At 47.0% G+C, this 22,116-nt stretch carries 16 protein-coding genes; 4 read left to right on the top strand and 12 right to left on the bottom strand.

The genetic code is table 11. The features are described from left to right. Window positions 1-166 precede the first annotated feature (166 nt). Window positions 167-3,847 (top strand): vitamin B12-dependent ribonucleotide reductase, encoded by a 3,681-nt coding sequence (locus OIR97_RS09830; RefSeq protein WP_169545464.1) that lies wholly within the window; start codon window positions 167-169, stop codon window positions 3,845-3,847. A 211-nt stretch (window positions 3,848-4,058) separates the two neighbouring features. Here OIR97_RS09830 and OIR97_RS09825 read toward each other — a convergent pair whose 3' ends face one another. Both OIR97_RS09825 and aspS read right to left on the bottom strand, forming a co-directional pair. Then, window positions 4,059-5,759 carry a sensor domain-containing phosphodiesterase gene (locus OIR97_RS09825; protein ID WP_169545463.1) on the bottom strand — a complete coding sequence of 567 codons (1,701 nt, stop codon included), beginning with the start codon at window positions 5,757-5,759 and terminating at the stop codon, window positions 4,059-4,061. Window positions 5,760-5,856: 97 nt separating this feature from the next. Next, the gene (aspS, locus tag OIR97_RS09820; RefSeq protein ID WP_169545462.1) at window positions 5,857-7,641 is read right to left on the bottom strand and encodes an aspartate--tRNA ligase; all 1,785 of its coding nucleotides are present in this window, start codon (window positions 7,639-7,641) and stop codon (window positions 5,857-5,859) included. 196 nt (window positions 7,642-7,837) lie between these two features. Here aspS and rnd point away from each other — a divergent pair, with 196 nt between their 5' ends. After that, window positions 7,838-8,989, top strand: a complete 1,152-nt coding sequence (gene rnd, locus OIR97_RS09815) for a ribonuclease D (protein ID WP_169545461.1) — start codon at window positions 7,838-7,840, stop codon at window positions 8,987-8,989. Here the strand turns inward: rnd and OIR97_RS09810 are convergent. The 8 genes from OIR97_RS09810 to OIR97_RS09775 form a co-directional block, all read right to left on the bottom strand. Then, window positions 8,973-10,499 carry a Ppx/GppA family phosphatase gene (locus tag OIR97_RS09810; protein ID WP_169545460.1) on the bottom strand — a complete coding sequence of 509 codons (1,527 nt, stop codon included), beginning with the start codon at window positions 10,497-10,499 and terminating at the stop codon, window positions 8,973-8,975. The two genes, rnd and OIR97_RS09810, sit on opposite strands and share 17 nt — an antisense overlap. A 52-nt stretch (window positions 10,500-10,551) precedes the next feature. After that, window positions 10,552-12,705, bottom strand: a complete 2,154-nt coding sequence (locus OIR97_RS09805) for an RNA degradosome polyphosphate kinase (protein WP_267177707.1) — start codon at window positions 12,703-12,705, stop codon at window positions 10,552-10,554. Window positions 12,706-12,796: 91 nt separating this feature from the next. Then, complete coding sequence (locus OIR97_RS09800; protein ID WP_219821718.1) at window positions 12,797-13,231, bottom strand: DUF2147 domain-containing protein; 435 nt, start codon at window positions 13,229-13,231, stop codon at window positions 12,797-12,799. 24 nt (window positions 13,232-13,255) lie between these two features. Further along, window positions 13,256-14,035 carry an SDR family oxidoreductase gene (locus OIR97_RS09795; protein ID WP_169545459.1) on the bottom strand — a complete coding sequence of 260 codons (780 nt, stop codon included), beginning with the start codon at window positions 14,033-14,035 and terminating at the stop codon, window positions 13,256-13,258. Then, window positions 14,035-14,712: an HdaA/DnaA family protein gene (locus tag OIR97_RS09790; protein WP_169545458.1), complete on the bottom strand. Its 678-nt coding sequence runs from the start codon at window positions 14,710-14,712 to the stop codon at window positions 14,035-14,037. Before OIR97_RS09790 ends, OIR97_RS09795 begins: the two co-directional genes overlap by 1 nt. Next, window positions 14,709-15,791, bottom strand: a complete 1,083-nt coding sequence (locus OIR97_RS09785) for an AI-2E family transporter (protein ID WP_169545457.1) — start codon at window positions 15,789-15,791, stop codon at window positions 14,709-14,711. Before OIR97_RS09785 ends, OIR97_RS09790 begins: the two co-directional genes overlap by 4 nt. Window positions 15,792-15,797: 6 nt before the next feature. Next, window positions 15,798-16,343, bottom strand: a complete 546-nt coding sequence (locus tag OIR97_RS09780) for a CDP-alcohol phosphatidyltransferase family protein (RefSeq protein ID WP_169545456.1) — start codon at window positions 16,341-16,343, stop codon at window positions 15,798-15,800. 49 nt (window positions 16,344-16,392) lie between these two features. Further along, a complete protein-coding gene (locus OIR97_RS09775) occupies window positions 16,393-17,544 on the bottom strand; it encodes a DUF2066 domain-containing protein (RefSeq protein WP_169545455.1) in 1,152 nt (383 codons plus the stop codon). A 66-nt stretch (window positions 17,545-17,610) separates the two neighbouring features. Between OIR97_RS09775 and purM the strand changes: the two genes are divergently transcribed. Both purM and purN read left to right on the top strand, forming a co-directional pair. Beyond that, entirely contained in the window at window positions 17,611-18,693 is a 1,083-nt protein-coding gene (purM, locus tag OIR97_RS09770; RefSeq protein ID WP_169545454.1) for a phosphoribosylformylglycinamidine cyclo-ligase, read from the top strand. Between the two features lie 35 nt (window positions 18,694-18,728). Beyond that, window positions 18,729-19,331: a phosphoribosylglycinamide formyltransferase gene (purN, locus tag OIR97_RS09765; RefSeq protein ID WP_169545453.1), complete on the top strand. Its 603-nt coding sequence runs from the start codon at window positions 18,729-18,731 to the stop codon at window positions 19,329-19,331. A gap of 38 nt (window positions 19,332-19,369) precedes the next feature. Here purN and OIR97_RS09760 read toward each other — a convergent pair whose 3' ends face one another. Continuing rightward, entirely contained in the window at window positions 19,370-20,104 is a 735-nt protein-coding gene (locus OIR97_RS09760) for a TerC family protein (RefSeq protein WP_169545452.1), read from the bottom strand. A 236-nt stretch (window positions 20,105-20,340) separates the two neighbouring features. Then, entirely contained in the window at window positions 20,341-21,615 is a 1,275-nt protein-coding gene (locus tag OIR97_RS09755; protein WP_169545451.1) for a sensor domain-containing diguanylate cyclase, read from the bottom strand. Between the last annotated feature and the right edge of the window lie 501 nt (window positions 21,616-22,116).

The following is a 22,116-nucleotide window of genomic DNA, read 5'->3' as shown; positions in this document are numbered from 1 at the left end:
TTGACTTAAGGGAATGTCATTGGCACCATCCTAGCGTCTCGAAGGGGGAGGCCTACCAGATGTAGTGCATTAAGATCAGTTTTACTGACTGTGCACGGGTCGCGTTCTGAGTATTCATTCACCTTTTAAGACACAAGAATTGGGGATTACTTTAAGGACGATTAACATGCGGATTACACGGCGATTTACCGATGAAAGCTCTTCACCCTATGCCAAGATCAAATTTCGTCAGGCGTCGAGTGAAATCAGGAATCCGGATGGCTCGATCGTTTTCAAGCTCGACAATATCGATGTACCGTCTGACTGGTCTCAGGTTGCCTGCGATATCATTGCGCAAAAGTATTTTCGTAAAGCCGGTGTCCCTGCCCGTCTGAAATCCGATAAAGAAGCGGATGTGCCTGATTGGTTGTCCCGTCAGGTTGCTGACGAAGAAGCGTTGAAAGATCTCCCAGAAGAAGAACGGTATGTTCCGGAAACATCTGCGACTGAAGTATTTGATCGTCTTGCAGGAACTTGGACTTATTGGGGTTGGAAAGGCGGATATTTCGATACCGAAGCCGACGCTTCAGCGTATTTTGATGAAATGCGCTATATGTTGGCCCGTCAGATGGGCGCGCCGAATTCACCGCAATGGTTTAACACGGGTTTGCATTGGGCTTATGGTATTTCAGGCCCCGCACAAGGTCATTCCTATGTGGATTACAAGACAGGCAAGCTGAAGAAATCCGTTAATTCTTATGAACATCCTCAGCCCCATGCCTGCTTCATCCAGTCTGTTGACGATGATCTCGTCAATGAAGGCGGGATTATGGATTTGTGGGTGCGTGAAGCGCGACTGTTTAAATATGGCTCTGGAACAGGCACAAACTTTTCAAATGTAAGAAGTGCAGGTGAAAGCCTTTCTGGCGGCGGCAAGTCCTCTGGTTTGATGAGCTTTCTTAAAATCGGTGATAGGGCTGCCGGCGCGATCAAGTCCGGCGGTACAACGCGCCGTGCTGCTAAGATGGTCACACTGGACATCGACCACCCTGATATTGAAGAATATATTCAGTGGAAAGCCAAAGAAGAGCAAAAAGTGGCTGCGCTTGTCGCAGGTTCAAAACTCTGTGGTCGTCACCTGAATAACGTTATTAAAGCCTGTCACTCCGCAGAGGGGGATGAAGCCTTTAATGTTTCAGAAAATCCGGAACTGAAAAAGGCGATTATTGGCGCCCGTAAGGCAATGGTCCCTGAAAACTATATCCAGCGGGTTATTCAGTTTGCCAAGCAAGGTTACACAGAAATTGAATTTGCCACTTACGATACAGACTGGGATTCTGAAGCTTATCTGACAGTTTCCGGTCAGAACTCCAACAACTCTGTTCGGATTACCAACGAGTTTGTGGAAGCCGTTCTGGAAGATGGAAACTGGGATCTTATTCGCCGTGTTGACGGTAAAGTCGCGAAAACCATCAAAGCCCGCGACCTTTGGGAAATGATTGGCGAAAGCGCCTGGCAGTCCGCCGACCCTGGTCTGCAATATGATACAACAATCAACGAATGGCATACCTGTCCGAAAGATGGCCGCATTAATGCGTCCAATCCTTGCTCAGAGTATATGTTCCTTGATGACACAGCGTGTAATCTGGCGTCTCTTAACCTGATGAATTTCCGCCGTCCGGATAAAAGTTTCGATGTTGAAGGGTTTGAACATGCTGTTCGGATCTGGACAATTACATTGGAGATTTCGGTTTTGATGGCACAGTTCCCATCAGAAGAAATCGCCAAACTTTCTTATAAATTCCGGACACTTGGTTTAGGATTTGCCAATATTGGTGGCCTTCTGATGTCACAGGGCCTGTCCTATGATTCAGACGAAGGTCGGGCTCTTTGTGGCTCTATTACGGCTCTGATGACTGGTACAGCATATAAAACAAGTGCTGAAATGGCATCTGAACTTGGCCCCTTCCCGGGATACAAGAAAAATTCCGCTGAAATGCTGCGCGTTATCCGAAACCATCGGACGGCCGCTTATGGAAAATCCAGTAATTATGAAGGCCTGACCGTAAAACCGGTTCCCCTTGATATTGAAAACTGCCCGGATGCCACATTGGTAGATGCCGCCATCCGTTCATGGGACGAAGCCCTAGAATTTGGCGAAAAACATGGCTTCCGCAATGCTCAGTCAACCGTAATTGCGCCAACCGGAACCATCGGACTTGTGATGGACTGTGACACCACAGGGATCGAACCCGATTTTGCCCTTGTGAAATTCAAGAAACTTGCAGGCGGCGGATATTTCAAGATCATCAACCGGGTTGTTCCGGAAGCACTGGATAATCTGGGGTATAGCCGTTCGGAAGTTCGGGACATTATCAATTATGCCGTTGGGCATGGAACTTTGCAGGATGCGCCGGGCGTTAATCATGAAGCACTTCGTGAAAAAGGCTTTACCGACGATATTCTGCAGGAAATCGAAAAAGGACTGGCCGCAAGCTTTGATATCAAGTTTGTGTTTAACAAATTCACCCTTGGGGAAGAATTCTGCACCGATATCCTTGGCCTGAATGCCGATGATCTCGATGATTATAACTTTGATTTACTGGCTGCCATCGGCTTTACCCGCGCTCAGATTGAACAGGCAAACACATATTGCTGTGGCTCCATGACACTGGAAGGCGCGCCTCTTTTAAAAGAAGAGCATCTGCCGGTATTTGATTGTGCCAACCCATGTGGCCGCATTGGTAAACGCTACCTGTCTGTTGATAGCCATATTAAAATGATGGCCGCGTCGCAGCCGTTTATTTCCGGTGCTATTTCCAAGACGATCAATATGGCGAACGCCTCTACCGTAGAAGATTGTAAAGACGCCTATCTTCTGTCCTGGAAACTGGGTCTGAAAGCAAATGCCCTTTATCGGGATGGATCTAAACTCAGTCAGCCTCTCTCCGCCATATCAATTGATGAAGAGGACGAGATGGAGCTGGAAGAAAAACTTCAGGAGGCACCAGCGGTCGCAAGCACGGTTATTGCCGAACGGATTGTTGAACGTCTATCGAACGAACGTCGTAAGTTGCCAACGCGCCGTAAGGGATACACACAGAAAGCCGTCGTCGGCGGTCATAAAGTATATCTGCGAACCGGTGAATATGATGATGGCTCTATTGGTGAGTTGTTCATTGATATGCATAAGGAAGGCGCAGCCTTCCGAAGCTTGATGAATAATTTCGCTATCGCAATCTCCATTGGCTTGCAGTATGGCGTTCCACTTGAGGAATTTGTCGAGGCCTACACCTTCACGCGGTTTGAGCCGTCAGGGATTGTTGAAGGAAACGATGCCATTAAGATGTCTACCTCAATTTTGGATTATCTGTTCCGTGAACTGGCGATTTCTTATCTTGGCAGAAATGATCTGGCACATGTTGTTGTTGATGATCTGCATATTGACGCCATGGGCGGCGGTGAGTCACAGGCGGAAATCTCTGACGAGGAAGTCAAGGAAACTTCCAGCCCTTTGGGTAATGTCATCAATCTTGCCTCCACCGGTTATGTGCGCTCTAACAATTTTCAGGTCTTGCAAGGCGGATTGAATAACATGTCCATGGCAGTCGGTCAGACCGAAACGGCGGCCCCAGCAGCGACAACTATGACGCCACCGCCAACATCTACACCGGGGTCAGGGTCAAAACCTGCGTCCAGCGGCAAAAAAGCCGGTTCAGCCGGATCAAGCCGAATGGATAAGGTTCGCGAAGCGCGAATGAAAGGATATGAAGGGGATAGTTGCGGAGAATGTGGTAACTTCACTTTGGTGCGGAACGGAACCTGTATGAAATGTGATACATGTGGCTCCACAAGCGGTTGTTCTTAATGGGCTTTGTAAGTCAGTTACAAAGAACCCAGTATAAAATTAACGTTGTGTACCTGGTAATGTAGCGTGTTTGTAGGGATCAAGTTGTTGTTTGCAGGACCTGCAGAACCTGTTTTACTCCGACAATGATTTGATTCACGAGCTTGTTAGTTTCTTTACTTGAGTCTGTGATTATTTGGGCGGCATCTAAACTTTTGGATGTCGCCTTTTTTTAGGATCCCCAACTCAAGGTAACTCCTTTTTTTCGGGCATTCATGGAAATCTTTCTTTTTTTCTTGGATGTTACGATTTCAGGTTGTGGCTTTCCAAAAAGCCAACCCTGTCCATAATCAACCCCCAGTGATTTAAGATAGTTTGCCTGTTCTTTGGTTTCGACCATTTCGGCTATGGTGCCGATTTTGAGTTCCTGGCACAGGCGGGCCATGCAGCGTAAAATTGCGGCGTCTTTTTCATTGTTCAGAACATCGCGAACATAAGCCCCGTCAATTTTTACATGATCGACACTAATCGCCCGAATATATTGGAAAGAGGCTGCCCCTGCTCCCATGTCATCCAGACTGACTTCAATACCATTTTTTCGGATCTGTTGAATAACACGTTCAGCCCTCACAAGATCCTTTATTTGACTTGATTCAGTAATTTCAAACCCAATAAAGGGATGTAGGTCTGGTGCCGTCATCAGCATTGATAAGAGCGAGTCAACGAACCCATCAGATTCTATTGAATGGCCGGAAATATTAATGGCAACTTTAGGATGTTCGTACCCTTTCTGGCGAAAGCCTGAAACGTAATCGATGGCTTTTTTGGATACAGCAAGGTCCAAATCCAGGATAATTCCAACTTCTTCGGCAAAGGTCACTGTTTCAAATGGTGATTCACCATCCGCAAATCGGCACAAGACCTCGTGGTGATGTATGTCTTCTGTTTTCAGGTCAATAATGGGCTGATAGACGAGGCTGAAATCATGACGTTTGAAAACATTTTTCAGGCTTGAAATCCTGTTCATTGTCGATTCCATCCGGCCCTGTAAGCCATCGGCCAGGTTTTCAATACTAAAGCTACCATTTTCTTTTGCAACGAAACTATTGATCACAAACATCAGAGCATGGCTGGCATTTTCTGAGGAGAGATTCCCTTTATCAAGATCAACCGTACTCGGGGTTACTTTCACTCCGTGACCCGGTGCCATCTCGTTCGAAATCGTCTCTACCTTCTCTTTTAGAAGGGACTCATCAAAGCTTTTATTGTGCAGTACACCATATTTATCTTCATCAATACGGCCCGCAGAATCGCCCCCGAAGGAATAGCTACGCATGACGGCACCAATTTTGTGCAGAAACTCGCCCATGTCGTTTTCCGAGACATTTGCCGCCATATCCCCAAGATTGGACAGATTTAAAAGGGTGAGTTCGAGGTCTTGTCCCGTTTCCGATGCAATTGATAATTGATCATTGGCCAGCGTGATAAAGTCATTTTTGTCAAGCAAACCCGTGTCTTCGTCCCGATTGACGGCCAAAGATTGTGCAGCGGGCAATCCAGTAACATTGAGGGTCAGATATAAATGTCCGTGCGTTCGCGGTAAACTGCAGGCACCGACAACGGCAGTCACATTGGATTTTTTCATCCGGGCAGCAACAGGACTGATACGCTCCCCTTCTTTCATATTCTTGAAAAGGTACGAAATCACTCGTTGATCAAGCGGGTCCAGAACATCCGTAAAATCGGTTCCATGAAGTTCTTCTGATGTTTTTCCGGTAATCCCTTTTGCGGCACCAGACGCAAAACAAATCTTTCCCTTGTCATCCAACTCGATAAGCAAGTCGGCTGCGGCAAACGAAAAGGCCACAAAGCGTTCTTTATCATCTTTTAGGGAGTTTAGTTTTTCTGATGCAACCACAGTACAGCCCTTCATTGAGAAGCGCTAATATTATGCGGCAAATCATTAACAAAATTAAAATTTTGGTAAAATAGTTGAAAGCCCGGTTTTTCCAGGCTTTCAACTTAAATAATCAGCTCTCTGCTTTTGGTTCAGGCATAACCGTCCGAACGTGCAGTTCGCGCAGGTTTTTCGCTGGAACCGGTGCTGGCGCCTGCATCATCAGATCCTGCGCCTGCTGGTTCATTGGGAACAAAATCACTTCCCGAATATTTGGCTCGTCAGCAAGCAACATAACAATACGATCGACACCTGGGGCAATACCACCATGCGGAGGCGCGCCGTAACGGAATGCGTTCAACATGCCACCAAAACGGTCTTCAACAACCTGGGGATCATAACCAGCGATTTCAAACGCCTTCATCATGATGTCTGGACGGTGGTTCCGGATTGCACCGGAAGACAGTTCAATACCGTTACAAACGATATCATACTGGTAGCCTTTGATATCCAGCGGATCCATTGTTTCCAATGCTTCAAGGCCACCTTGTGGCATTGAAAACGGGTTATGGCTAAAGTCGAGTTTTTTCTCTTTTTCATCATATTCGTACATTGGGAAATCAATGACCCAACAGAATTTGAAAACATCTTTTTCACAAATATCGAGGTCAGTGCCGACAATATTTCTGGCTTTACCTGCCAGTTCAGCTGCTTCCAATTCTTTTCCGCATGCAAAGAAGATACCGTCACCGTCTTTAACGCCCGCGGTTTCCTGGATTTTTGCGATACGTTCCGCATCCAGGTTTTTCGCAATCGGTCCTTTCGCTTCTCCATCCTTGAAGATGATATAGCCAAGACCACCGGCCCCTTCCTTACGGGCCCAATCGTTCATTTTATCAAAGAAACTCCGTGCCCGATTTCCCGCACCTGGTGCAGGAATAGCTCGAACAACAGACCCTTTTTCAACAGCGCCAGCGAACAAACCGAAGCCGGAGCCTCTGAATATTTCTGTGACGTCTGACAAGAGGATGGGGTTACGAAGGTCAGGTTTGTCAGAACCATATTTCAGCATTGCTTCGTCAAAAGGAATTTTGACAAATGGTGTCTCAACCCGACGATCACCGGCAAATTCCTGAAAAACATTTGTCAAAACCGGCTCAACAGCATTAAAAACATCGTCCTGCGTTACAAACGCCATTTCAATATCAAGCTGATAAAATTCACCTGGACTACGATCCGCACGTGCATCTTCATCTCTGAAACAAGGTGCAATCTGGAAATACCGATCGAAACCAGACATCATTACCAGCTGCTTGAATTGTTGCGGTGCCTGAGGCAGTGCATAGAACTGGCCAGGATGCATCCGGCTTGGAACCAGAAAGTCCCGTGCCCCTTCCGGAGAAGACGCCGTCAGAATAGGTGTCTGGAATTCCATGAAACCCTGATCGATCATACTGCTGCGCAGTTTTGAGATCACGTTGGAACGCAAGATGATATTGTTATGCAGCCGTTCCCGGCGCAAATCGAGATATCTGTGACGCAGGCGAATATCTTCCGGATATTCCTGTTCCCCAAAGACCGGCATGGGCAAATCATCGGCGGCAGACTGCAAAGCAAAATCGGTAATATCGATTTCAATTGCACCCGTTGGCAGGTTTGGGTTAACCGTGTCCTCGCTCCGGGCGACAACTTTACCGGTCACCGTGATAACACTTTCAGATCGGGCAGCTTCAACCTGTTTGAAAATCGGAACATCCGTTTCAACAACGCATTGTGTAATTCCATAATGATCGCGCAGATCGACAAACAGCAGATTGCCATGATCGCGTTTTCTATGGACCCAGCCTGAAAGGCGGACTGTTTTACCAACGTCACTGTCACGAAGTTCAGCGCAAGTATGTGTACGATAACTATGCATCACGGTTCTCTTAAGCGTTTATCAAGGATCAAAATACTCTATAGTGAGTACCAAAGGGCTTGTATTACATGCTTTTTCTCCAAAGGCCAACCTTCCTTTGTGGTAAAAAATGGGCTAATCTCAACTTTCCTGTAAAATACCGTCATGGACAGTGGCAAAAGCGTCTGTTCAACGATTAAAAAGAGTAATAAATTTCATGCAGATTGTGACCACGACAGATACTCTTTCAGACTTATGTCAACGGCTTTCCAAACATTCCTATGTCACTATAGATACCGAGTTTCTAAGGGAAAATACCTTTTGGCCTGAACTGTGTCTGGTGCAGATTGCCAGTGATGATGAATCTGCGATCATTGATCCGTTAGCCAATGGGATTGATTTAGCTCCTCTGTTTAAGCTTTTGCAAAACACGAATGTGTTGAAGGTTTTTCATGCAGGCCGTCAGGATCTGGAGATATTTCACCACCTTTCGGGACATGTCCCTATTCCGATCTTTGACACTCAGGTTGCTGCAATGGTGTGTGGATTTGGCGAATCCGTTGGCTATGATACGCTTGTCACAAAAATTACCGGACATGGGATTGATAAATCCTCGCGCTTTACGGACTGGTCACGCCGCCCCCTGACTGAGCGGCAGTTGTCTTATGCCGAAGCCGACGTAACCCATCTGCGCGATGTTTATCAGCATCTTAAGGCGGAGCTTGAAAAATCGGGTCGGTCCCAATGGCTAACATCCGAAATGGCGATCCTTGAATCGCCAGAGACCTATTTTCTGCCGCCGGAAAAAGCCTGGCAAAAAATCAAAGCCAGAAATAACAAGCCACGTTTTCTGGCCATCCTTCAAACAACAGCGGCATGGCGGGAAAAACAGGCGCATCATCAGAATATTCCGCGCAATCGCATTCTCAGGGATGAAGCTTTGCTGGAAATTGCAGCAAATCCGCCCCGGAACGCAGAGAAACTCTCTCATGTAAGGGGGATCGGAAAGAAATTTGCGGAAGGAAAAATGGGCGCTGGTCTGCTGTCCGCTATCAATGAAGGCATAGAAATGCCGCATGATGATTGTCCACAAGTCGCATTGAAAGCACAAATGCCCAAAGGCTTGGGTCCTTTGATGGATCTGCTGAAGGTATTACTAAAAACACGATGCGAAGAAGAAAACGTCGCTCAAAAACTCGTTTGTAACAGCCGCGATCTGGAAAAAATTGCCAGTGACAGCAATGCTGATATACCAGCCTTGAAAGGGTGGCGGCATGAAGTTTTTGGCCAGCACGCTCTCGCCTTAAAAGAAGGTAAAATCGGCTTTACTGCTAAAGACAATAAAATCCGGATTATCGATCTCTCATAATCCGGATTTCAGACGTCTTGTTAAAGCTTGCAGCGAGACTGTTCAGTCTGCTTTCAACGTGAACACCTCTCAACATGGAAAGGTCTTCAGGAAGATAAAGAACAACCACATCACCCTCCACTGTGAGTTTGGTACGCGGTAAAATCCCAATGGTACCGCCACTCAAAGTGTGAGACAGGCGCAAAGCCAAACCCAGGCTAAGCGAGTGTCCGCGTTCTTCTTCAGATACCAGAGCCAATCCGTCTTCTGGAGCGTTACCATCCAGATTGCCGCGATATCGGGCATATACAGCGAGGGCGACAATCGCCCTCCCCTTATGACCAATGCCGCTAAACGGCGCACGGAAAATTCGCCTGAACGCTTGCGGGGCCCGATAATCGGTACTCATCAACCAGGCAATATCTGACAAAGTTGCAGAGGCCAGTGCCAGACGCTGCCCTTTCTCAGGGATGTGATAAAATGCGCCTTTCATCCAACTGAATATTTCTTCACCATGTTCGGCAAAACGACCTTCGCGGGCCGCCATATCGCGGCAGGCTTCCAGCAACGGATCCCGCTTGCGCACCGGTTTTTTTAGTTCAGAAAAAAGCATGCCTTCGCGCAGGCCGTTTGCAGAGAAAATAATGCTCTTCGGGGTGATGATAGTGAACAGCTGTTCCATGATAATTGCAGCAGTTCTCATGGTGCTGACGCGGGATTTAGGAACAAGCGGCATCGCCCGAAGATAATCGTCAGACAGCTCTTTTACTTCGGAAATTGTCTCAAGCATTTCTGGAAGCGACAATTTATAATTGTGTATTATGTTCAGCGAATGACCGGTTTTCGAGATATGATATCGGGCAAGGGCGCGCCAGGCCCCGCCTACGACGTAAAAGTTTTTGCCCTTCAATTCTGAAAGCCAGTCCACTTTTGAAAAGTAATCATTCAGATAATCAGCAAGTTGCTGATTATCCATATCCATTTGCCACAATCGCAACGCCCCTAACGGAAGGGTTGCCGTGTTTTCAATGCGGTGGTCATCAACCTTAACAAGTTCAAGGCTACCGCCGCCCAGATCCCCCACAAGCCCATGTGCATATGGCATTCCGGACAAAACACCCAATCCTGCATAACGAGCTTCCTGTTTACCGCTCAACACCTGAACATTGAAATCGCATTCCTGTTCGACATCCGCGACAAATTCAGAACCGTTATCTGCTTCACGGACCGCGGCGGTCGCCGCAACGAGAACGCGGTCAATTCCCATTTGATTAACCAGTGCCGCATACCGACGGAGGGCTGCCATGGCTTGATCCATCGCATCCTGTCCCAACAGTTGAGAGCTCCCCAAATCCCGGCCCAGTCCGCAAAGGACCTTCTCGTTGAATTTCGGCATTGGAACACGTGAAGGCCCATCGAAAACAACAAGCCGCACCGAGTTAGACCCGATATCAATAACAGCGGTGAGTTTCTTGGATGACTTTACTTCGGGATCCAGACTTCTGTCTCGATGATCAACTATATCCTGCACAAATTTACTCTTTGCTATGGCACCCAGTACCCTGTCCCAAGTGCAACATCCATTAACTTGGTGGAATCAAAATCGGAACCGGATTATTCACCTTTAAAGCTTTTCCGCGCCCAGATAAAGACGGATTTGTTAAAAAATATTTATGCGCAGAAAATTCATTCTTAACATCCTGTAAACGTTGGTATTCTCCGTCCGGACCGAGAACCCAGGTTTGCTCAGTATCTTTCAGGCAGGCGACCATAATTTGATCGAGCACCTGTCTTTTCACAGTCTCGTTTGTAATCGGTACCAATGTTTCAATCCGACGGTCGAAATTTCGAGGCATCCAATCAGCCGAAGTAATAAAAACATGGGCTTCTTCAGACGGCATTTCGGCCCCATTTCCAAAACAAACGACCCGCGAATGCTCCAGAAAACGACCAACAATGCTTTTCACATAGATATTCTCGGAAAGTCCGGGGACCCCCGGACGCAAACAGCAAATTCCGCGGACAATCAAACGGATATCGACACCGGCATTGCTGGCTTCATATAGTTTATCGATGATTTTGGCATCGACCAGTGAATTCATTTTTGCCCATACAGAGGCGGGCTTACCTTCTTTTGCAAAGGCGATTTCCTGATCAATCATTTCGATCAGTGAATTCCGCAGGCTATAGGGCGACAAATACAGTTTCGATAATCCTTTGGGCGTTGCGTACCCGGTGATGTAATTGAACATCAGGGCCACATCCTTTGCCAAGTCAGCATCATCCGTAAAGAGTGACAAATCTGAATAGATACGGGCATTCACCGGGTGGTAGTTACCAGTTCCAAAATGCATGTAATTTTTCAGCTGTCCGCCTTCCCTGCGAACCACCAGAGAGACTTTCGCATGGGTTTTCAGATCAAAGAACCCGTAAATGACCTGAGCCCCTGCCCGTTCCAGATCCCGCGCCCAGCGGATATTGGCTTCTTCATCGAACCTTGCTTTGAGTTCGATAAGGGCAGTGACCGACTTTCCTGCTTCGGCCGCTTCTATCAATGCTTTTATAATCGGGGAGTCTGATGATGTTCGATACAAAGTATGCTTGATCGCAACTACGTCGGGATCGGCAGCGGCCTGCCTGAGAAACTGGACGACAACGTCAAAGCTTTCATACGGGTGATGAACAATGAAATCTTTGGCACTGATGGCATTAAAGACATTACCACCGGCATCCCTGACCCTTTCAGGATAACGCGCCTCCGCCGGTTCAAACACAAGATCAGGTCGTTCTTCACCGATCATCTGATTGATGGTTGAAATGCCGAGAATACCATCAATCACCATGATAGCGCGAACATCAATATTAAGCTCTTCGGCCAAAAAATCCGCGAGGGGCTTAGGCATGCCCGCATCAACTTTTAACCGAATAACGCTGCCCCGGCGTCGGCGTTTCAACGCGCTTTCATACAGTCGCACAAGATCTTCGGCTTCTTCTTCAACCTCAATATCACTATCACGAACAAGCCGGAAAAGACCTTGCCCATCCACCGAATAACCGGGGAAAAGCCGATCCAGAAACAGGGTTACCGTATGTTCCAGCGTGATATACCGAATTTCACTACCAGGCAGCCTGATGAAACGATGCAGGGTTTGCGGAAACAGAATTAGGGCCTTCAGGCGTTTTTCTGCTTTTCGACCCGATAATTGCAAAATCATGCCAAAGCCAAGATTTTGAATAAACGGAAATGGATGAGACGGATCAATTGCCATCGGCGTCAGGATCGGAAAGATCTGTTCTTCAAAATAATTCGCGAGCCACGCCTTGTCATCGCCAGAAAGGCCGTCTGGACTGACGACAGAAATACCCTCACGCTGCATATCCTGCAAAAGGTCTTTCCAGATAATCTGCTGCTGATCGATAAGGCGCGCGGCCTTTTTATCCACTTGTTCCAGTGTCTGTGCCGGCGTTAAACCATCTGAACTTAAGGTTGTAACACGGGCGTTGATCTGGCCGAGAAGCCCCGCAACCCGAACCATGTAGAATTCATCAAGATTGGTCGCCGAAATGGACAAAAATCTTAACCGCTCCAACAAGGGGTGGTTCTTATTTTCGGCCTCTTCCAAGACCCGCCAGTTAAAAGAAAGCCAGGAAAGTTCGCGGTTTATAAACCGACTATGGCTTTCTGGATTTACATCAGACAACTCTTCTTGATCAGAGACAATAATAGGAGAATTCACAGCACCACCTTAATGGATTGGGATAAGTTCCATTCCCATACCACCTGTATATCACCATTTTGTGACAAAATGCAGCTTTATCAAGTATTTCCTATTTCTTTCGTGTCCAGATTTGTTCTTTGCAAATAAACAATACACATCCTTCAACCTGTAGCTGATCGGTATCGATAAGGCGCATTTCAGAACTATAGGTATTGCCATCTTCCGGGTTATAAATTGTCCCATCATCCCATTCGTTGGGCCCAGTTTTTTCCAACCCATTCAGCAGCTGAATACCAATAATCGGTCTATTTCTAAGTTTTTCGTCTTGATTATTAATGTCGGTTTTTGGCTCGCCTTTTTCAGTGTTCGGTTCCTTGAGCCAAATCAGTTCACCGCAATATTTATTCTCTCCACAGGAAGAAATCTGCACATGACTTTTACCCTCGACCGTTTCCCATATGCCGATGACACCTGAATTTGCAGATGCTGTGCCGCTCATCCCTATAGCGGCCATAAAAGTTAATCCACGTACTAATTTCTTCATGCGAGCCCCCGTCTTGTTTGTTGGTTAAAGAGTACCCGGGAAGGCACCCCCGTCCAAGAGAATATTCTGGCCTGTAATGAAACCAGCTTTGTCACTGCATAAAAACGCGCAGGTGGCCCCAAATTCCTCGGGCTGACCAAAACGCCCGGCCGGGTTCAGTGCGGCGCGTTCCGCGGCCACTTCCTTGATGGATTTTCCCGTGGCTTTTGCCGCGGGTTCCAATGTTGATTTCAGCCGATCCGTATCAAATGGACCGGGCAACAAGCCATTGATTGTCACGTTATGGGCGACTGTTTTGCGCGAAATCCCGGCGACAAAACCCGTTAAACCGGCGCGTGCGCCATTGGAGAGCCCTAGAATATCGATCGGCGCTTTTACGGCCGCCGATGTTATATTGATGATGCGACCAAATTTACGTTCCTGCATCCCATCCACTGTCTGACGGATCAATTCGATAGCCGTCAACATGTTGGCATTCAACGCTTTCATCCAGTCTTCAGTAGACCAGTCCCTGAAGTCACCTGGAGGTGGGCCACCCGCGTTATTGATCAAGATGTCAGGATCAGGACATTCCTTCAGAACAGCAGCCCGTCCTTCTTCCGTGGTAATGTCCCCTGCAATGGCGACAACATTCACGTCATATTTTGTACGAATTTCCTCTGCGGTTTTTAGCAAGGGGCCTTCTGTTCGGGCTGTCAAAACCAGATTTACCCCCTCTTCTGCCAAGGCTTCCGCACAGGCCCGTCCAAGCCCTTTACTGGAAGCGCATACAATTGCCCTGCGACCCTTAATTCCGAAATCCATTATAATTGTCCTTCTTTTTCCAATAGATCCCTTACGAGTGGGATGGTTATGCGCCGTTTATGGGCCAATGATAGATCGTCGAGAGCGGACACCACATGCCGTGCCTGCCCAAACGATCTTTCAAGGCGAACCATTAGATATTGCAAGATTTCAGGGGTGACCTGTAACTGCCTATCGGCAAATAGCTTTACCAGAACGGAAGCAAATAACTCATCATCCGGCTCTTCAATTCTAGCGACCTGAACGGTACCAAGGCGCGAAATGAGATCGGGGAGCGTGAGGGGCCATTCTGAATAATTGTAACGGGACGTCATAAGAACAGACCCCCCTTTCTCTTTTACCAGATTATACAGGTGAAACAGATTTTCTTCGGGCACATCAGGGCCAATATTTTCAATGACCAGGGGGGCACGGGCAAAATTAGACAGCGTGTCCATTGGTAGCATACCCAACTCTTCCGATGTTATCAGGGCCGCTTTATTCCGTTCCATCCAGACATGAGACAAATGGGTTTTTCCGCACCCATCAGGGCCAGTCAGCAACAGAAACCGGCTTGGCCAGTCTGGCCAGCGGTCGATCCAGGCAACCGCCTCTTTATTAGGGCCCGCAACCAGAAAATCATCCCGTCCGTGTGCGGCTCTCCACGCAAGGTCAAGGGGCAGTTGTTCTGACTTCACTCGTCCCCCTCCAACTGCTCCTGATTTCGCCCATAAAGCGGACTGCTCATATATTGGGAAAGCGCGAAACGGCTTACGACACCGACGACAGCAGCCAAGGGCACCGCAATTAACACACCGACAAAACCGAACAGGCTACCGCCTGCCAACAAGCCAAACATGACCCAAACCGGGTGAAGCCCCACTTTTTCGCCGACCAGCTTGGGTGTTAGGACATATCCTTCGAGAACCTGACCGACAATAAAGATGGCCCCGACAATGCCAATTTGAAAAAAGTCAGGCCAGAATTGAAAAATGGCCACACCCACCGAGGCGATAAAACCGACGATGGCCCCAACAAACGGTATGAATGAGATCAAGCCAGTTACAATGCCGATCACAAGACCAAATTCCAAGCCGACAGCCAACAGGGCCGTTCCATAATAGATTGAAAGGATAAGGCATACTGTCGACTGCCCGCGGACAAATCCGGCAAGAACGAAATCGATATCTGTTGCGATTTGCCGGATTTCAGTCAGTTTGCTTCGGGGAATCCAACTATCCACTTTCGCGGTAATCCGGTCCCAGTCACGCAACAGGTAAAAAGCAACAACCGGGGTAATAACAAGCAGCGATAACAGATTTACCAGTGCAAGCCCCTGGCTGAGAAGATTAGAAGATAACGATCCCAGATTTTTGACAGCATTAGAGGCATAACTGCTTATGGCCGCGCGGAATTCTTCGCTGGCCTGAAGCATTTCAATATCCACAAACCGTGCAATGATGGGTTTAAAGAAATCGTATAGCGCTGTGATATAACCGGGTAATCTTTTCAATAAGCCGATTAGCTGATCAATGAGCGCCGGCACTAACAGAATGATAAAGAGGCAACTTAACAGTAAGAAAATGCCCACAATAATCGATGTCGCGGTTGTCCGTCCCAATCCTTTCGCTTCCAGCTTATCCGCAACAGGATCGAGGAAATACGCAACGGCCATGCCAAGAACAAAAGGCAGCAGGATGTCACTTAATAGAATGAGAAAAAGGACAAACAGTGCGATCAGAACTGTCCAAAACCTCATATGTTGTTGAATTGTCATATCCGTTCAGCCCCTCATTCCAGTTTGTTCGGATTGTTTCATCCAACTTGACAGATAGTAGTATCCAGACAAAACCGTCGTGATTGCAACAGTATAGACAATACTCACCTGCCAAACACCTAATTCAACATTAAAGCCTGCTGTTCCCAACACGACCGCGGCTAATGCAATTTGAAAGAATGTATTTATCTTGCTGATCAAAACAGGATGGATCCGCAGGTTGCGTTCCATTGCATGAGAAAAAAGGACCCCTCCCACGATAAGTAAATCACGACTGACAACAAGGATCACAAGCCAACTTGGGATATATTCCTTGATCCCCAGCGTGACATAAACGGAAACCAGCAAGATTTTGTCAGCCAACGGGTCCAGATATTTGCCCAGATGGGTTACCAGATTAAACTGTTTGGCAATCAGACCATCCAGAGCATCAGAAAGCCCGCCCAAAACAAAGACAATAAAGGCAATCAGCATTTCTTCGCTAAGGATCAGCCATACAATCAACGGTACCGTCAGGATACGCGCCAAAGTTATGCTATTGGGTATATTCAAGCTATTTTCCGAACTGTATTCTAAAGAAGAGACACTATTTACAATCTTACTATTCGTGTGTAGCTGCTTCTAAAAGCCAAAAGCCATCGACTGAATTCAAGAACAAATCCCGTTGCGCCAACGCGCTGGAGAGCTGGTCAATTTCACCGACAAATGAAATCTCCCAAAATGCCTTCTCTACGGACAATTCCCGGATTTTGATTTGCTGAACAGCGGGAACTGATTTTGTTTTTTCCTGAATGGCCATCCATTCTGAGAGACTGGAAATTGTTGTAGAAACGGCCAGCTTGTTCTCGATACTGCGATCCAGAATATATTGATCTTTCCAACCTTCCTGAAGGTTATCGACAATATCAAAGATGGCCGTTCGGAAAATATCGCTGTTTGTTTGTCCGCCGGTGTAACTTTCGACCACAGCGGTACTAAAAGCATCATTCCGCTGGATAGATACATCCAGACGACGTATCCCCCCCTGATTTTGCAGGCTGGCATACACGACCATAACAACGCCGGCCCCGTAACTATCCGCAATCTCGGTAAGCGCTGGACCGTTTAAACCGACCGCATCTTCAACAGACACTGTTCGAATATCGTCAAGCGAACCGCTGGGAACCATGATAGGCACGACCCGCGTTTGCGCCCAGTCGTCCAAGCGTTTGGAGTTCCCTATGGGGCCGTTTCCATTTTCAAAAACGTCAATCCAGGTATCACGCCACGGGTTAGGTTCCCCCCAAAGGGTCTTGGCGCCCAATGCGTCATACACGGGCAGGATCAGAACCGGTTTGCTTCGGGTCTCAGCATAGGGAAGATTGTTGGCCTGTAGAATCGGCCGGACGCTCTCCGGTTTGAAATCAAAGATCAAATCCGCCAGATAACGCGTCGCCGACGTTTTTTCATTGGATACCTGAAAACCAGTTATCATCGCGGTTAAGTCGGCATCTGAAACTTCTGGCAGGGAATCATGATAAGACCTTGGAATAAGGTTTCTTAACAATGCTTTATACGCCCGCCGCTGTCCTGCGGCGACCGCAAGCGTCCGCGCTTCACTTGCAGAAGCCGCTGTGGCGTCCACCGAAATACCTTTCACTGAATAGAGTTTACTATCCGTTGCCCGCGCATTGTTAATGCCGAAAAGGAGAAAACTCGCTATTATGAACGATAGCAAGGCAAAATAACTTCGAATGTGTTTCGTTTCCGTCATTGCAAACCACTGGAAAAAACGTATGTTGACGCATCTAGAATCAGGATACCGGATACAGCATATCTTATGAAGACCGATAGCTCCAAAAAAAGTTACAATTACAAAGATGCAGGTGTCGATATTGACGCAGGCAATTCTCTTGTTGATGCCATCAAACCACTTGCAGCAATGACCCGCAGGCCGGGCGCTAATGCTGATCTGGGTGGTTTTGGGGCGATTTTTGATCCTAAAGCGGCAGGCTTCAAAGATCCACTGCTTGTTTCAGCAACGGACGGTGTTGGTACAAAACTAAAAGTCGCCATCGATATGAACAAGCATGACACGGTTGGGATCGATCTGGTTGCCATGTGCGTGAATGACCTTGTCGTTCAGGGGGCAGAACCTCTTTTCTTCCTCGATTATTTTGCAACCGGTGGATTGGATGTCGAAGCAACCCGGGATATCGTTGCCGGTATCGCCGAAGGCTGCAAGCAGGCTGGCTGCGCGCTGATCGGTGGTGAAACCGCGGAGATGCCGGGCATGTATGCGAAGGGCGATTATGACATGGCCGGCTTTACAGTCGGCGCGGTTGAAAGAGACCAGCTTCTCAAAGCAGACACCTTGAATGAAGGAGACATTTTAATTGGTCTTTCATCCAGCGGTGTTCATTCAAACGGTTATTCCCTGGTCCGTCGGCTGCTCAGCGACTTTAAGCTGGATCTGGAAGCACCGGCCCCGTTCGATGAAAATGTTATTTTGGGCGACGCCTTGATTGCCCCGACCCGAATTTATGTAAAAAGCTGCCTTGCCAGCATTCGTGCGGGTCATATCAAGGCCCTTTCTCATATTACTGGCGGCGGGCTTTATGAAAATATTCCGCGTATTTTGCCGGACACCCTGACTGCGGAAATTGACGCGAATGCTTGGACATTGCCGCCCTTGTTTAAATGGCTGGCCGAGCTTGGCAATATTGCGCCGCGGGAATTGGCGACAACCTTTAACTGTGGACTGGGCATGATTGTTGCCGTGGCCCCTGAAAATGAAGAGGCTGCCTTGCAATTGTTATCCGATCACGGAGAGAACGCTCAGACAGTGGGTCGCCTCATTGCCCGAGAGACCGATGCTGAGCAGGTTTCAATTCCTGATTTGGAAGAGGCGTTTTTAAAGTGAAAGTAGCAATTTTCATTTCTTCCCGGGGTTCAAATATGCAGGCCCTGGTTAAAGCCAGTCAGGAAGAAGGGTTCCCGGCAGAGATCGTAACGATCCTGTCAAATAATCCAGATGCTGGCGGGCTGGAATTTGCCAAAGCGCATAATATTCCTACCAAAGTGATTAATCATCGTGACTACGACAATCGCGATGATTTTGATGCTGCGATTAACGAATATCTGGAAGGCATGCAAATTGACCTTATTTGCCTTGCAGGCTTCATGCGTCTTTTGACGGCCGACTTCGTCAACCGTTGGCGCGACTCTATCATCAATATTCACCCATCGCTTCTGCCCGCGTTCAAAGGCCTGCATGTTCATGAACGCGCTATTGAATCAGGGGCGCGCTTTACCGGATGTACGGTTCATGTTGTTCGGCCCGAAATGGACGATGGACCGATTATTGCGCAGGCTGCTGTTCCGATTTTACAAAAAGATACACCGGAAAGCCTGGCTGCGCGGATCCTTGAACAGGAACATAAAATTTATCCATTGGCGCTAAAGCTGATGGCCCAGAGAAAAGTGAAAATCCATGGGTCCATCGCGCGCATTGAGGGATGTGTTGAGTCAGAGGCTTCTCTGTTAAACCCCGAAGCTTGAACACATCCATCAAAATCCAATATAGACAAAGCGCCTTCTTAGGCGCTTTTCTTTTTCCGGTTCTTTCTTGTTAATGTATTCAGCAGTTCAACCAGCGCGGAAAATGCCATCGCCGCATACAAATAACCTTTCGGTACGTGAGCGCCAAAGCCTTCGGCAATCAATGTCATCCCGATCATCAACAAGAAACCAAGAGCCAGCATAACAACTGTTGGGTTGCGCGAAATAAACTCGGATAACGGATTTGCCGCAAACAACATAACGGAAACCGCAACAACAACCGCGATAACCATAATTGCAATCTGGTCTGTCATTCCAACCGCCGTGATGATGCTGTCGATCGAGAAAACGACATCCAGCAGGATAATTTGAGTAACAGCGGCCGTGAAACTGATTTTTACAATCCCTCCCGCCTCCGTGTCATTGTCCTTCCCTTCAACATGATGATGGATTTCAGTAGTCGCTTTCCAGACAAGGAAAAGGCCGCCGGCCAGCATTATCAGATCCCGCCAGGAAAAAGAAAGGTCCAATATCGTAAAAACGGGCTGGGTCAAACTAACGATGATTGCAACCACGGACAACAGTCCCAGACGCATAATCATCGCTAAACTGATCCCGATCATCCGTGCCGTTTTCTGTTGATGTTCTGGTAATTTATTACTCAGGATCGAGACAAAAATAAGATTATCAATCCCAAGAACAACCTCCATTACGATCAAGGTCAACAAAGCAATGATGGCTTCTGGACTGGTAAAAATGCTTAAGAATTCCATTTTTTCTACACTTCATTTAGGAAAGAGTTTGCCATAAGTACTAAAGAGAACAATGTCGATCAAGGTGCTTTACTTTGTAGATCAATCAGACGCTGGGGCATAACTGATTTTGATTTTGCAGGCGAAAACTTTGCACCCCCTGAAAATGAACTTCAACACCGGGCAAGTGCACGTTCCCGATCAACCCAAACAAACGGTTTGGTGTCGACGGTTCGTTCTGCAATGCTGTGAATAATTTATTCAAAAAAGGCGGTTACTTTGTTCCTGCCAGATTTTTTTGCTTCATAGAGTGCCTTATCCGCGTTTTTCAGCAATTCATCCAATCCTCTGGTTTCGTCTGTTAATGGACAGAGACCGATGCTAACAGTAAAGGGACGTCCTTCCAGTTCTTTTAAATTTCGGTTGGAAATTTTCAATCGTAACTCATCCAGTTTTTTATAGGCCGCCTCCAAACTGGTGGATGGCATAATAACGGCAAACTCTTCGCCGCCCATACGGCCCACAAGGTCGCTTTCCCGAAAACTATTTCTAAGGCAATTTGCAAGATCCTGAATAACAAGATCACCAATATCATGGCCATAGGCGTCATTCACACTCTTAAAATGATCAATGTCGATCATTGCAACAGCGTATTTCTGATGAACACGGCGGGCGATATAAAAACTCTCTTGCCCTAATTCGCTAAAGCCGCGCCTGTTATATAAACCCGTCAAAGGATCTTTGATGGCCAAATCCTGAAGTTTGTTCTGCAGGTTTTTAGTCTCAGTAACATCGCGTTCAATGGCCGCAAAATAAGATATTTCGCCAAATTCATCTTTAAGAGGCACGATATTCATATCCAGCCAGTACGGGCGGCCATTTTTCGAAAAATTCAAAATATCTTCGCGTAATGGTTCGTTGGCAATCAAGGCATCTCGAACGCGTTTTCTTGTTTCTGGATCAGTTTCGTCACGTTGTAAAATTCTGGGGTTTTTGCCGATTGCTTCTTCAGCTGTGTAGCCGGTAAGGGCCGTAAATGCATCATTTACATAAACGATTTCAGGCCCCTCGTTATCGATAGGCCGTGCTTTTGTCACAACAATCACATCGTTAGAAAGATCCACAATATCTTTGTACGGTATTGTTTGATGTTCTTTGGTCACATCAATAAACGTCACAATAACCTTATCGACGATCCCGTTTTCAAATTCTGGATAGGCGTTGCACAAGACCCATGTCACTTCATCTTTTGTGCTATCACATATCCCGATTTCCAGATTTGCAATCCCCTTACGTTTTTGAAGAACCTGATTGACTGGATATTGGTCAATAGTCAGCGTCCCCCCATGAGAGCCAATAAAATGCCACTTAGGGTCCATTGCATCTTTGCCCAAGGCCTGCTCTTTAGAAAGCCGGAGAAGCTCCAATGCCTTCGGGTTTGCAAAAAGTATTTCTGTTCGATTGTTATGCACGACGACGCCTGCATTCAGACTTCTCAGCAACGCTTCAGCATCAAGATTGCCCAGTTCCAACCAAACCTCCCTTCATTTATTTTGATTCAATATTTCAAAAACACTCAGAACAGAGATCGCAATGGTGCCATTCTATTGTTCAGAAATAAATCTATTTTAAAACTACAGGATATATCTGAAAACTTGTCGTCACATTTTAACGTCGGTAATGCCGATACAATATTCAAAAAACCGCCATTCCCCAAAAAAACAGTAACTTTAAAATAAAACCAAAAAACAATAAAATTACAGGTCGGTTTTTATCGTCTAAACAGTAATATAACTTTTCAACATAAGAAAACAATCAATTGTAGCGAGCCTATGATTGCCGGTTACTTCGAAAATGATCTAAATCTTGGAAAGGGATGTATAATTTTTTCAACGCAATTCGCAATTATAACAGGCATTCTTAGGACGCCTTCCTGCATAAATAATTGCCTGTGATTTGTTGTGAATAATGCGCCCCATCCTCCTTTCCGAACAAGCAAATACAAAGAGGTCAGCGCACCGGACAAAATAAAA

Origin of the sequence: Sneathiella aquimaris (assembly GCF_026409565.1) — a bacterium.
In the GTDB taxonomy this organism is placed as follows: domain Bacteria; phylum Pseudomonadota; class Alphaproteobacteria; order Sneathiellales; family Sneathiellaceae; genus Sneathiella; species Sneathiella aquimaris.
The sequence above is the reverse complement of the archived record's forward strand: the minus strand, read 5'-3'. Positions and strand labels throughout refer to the sequence as shown.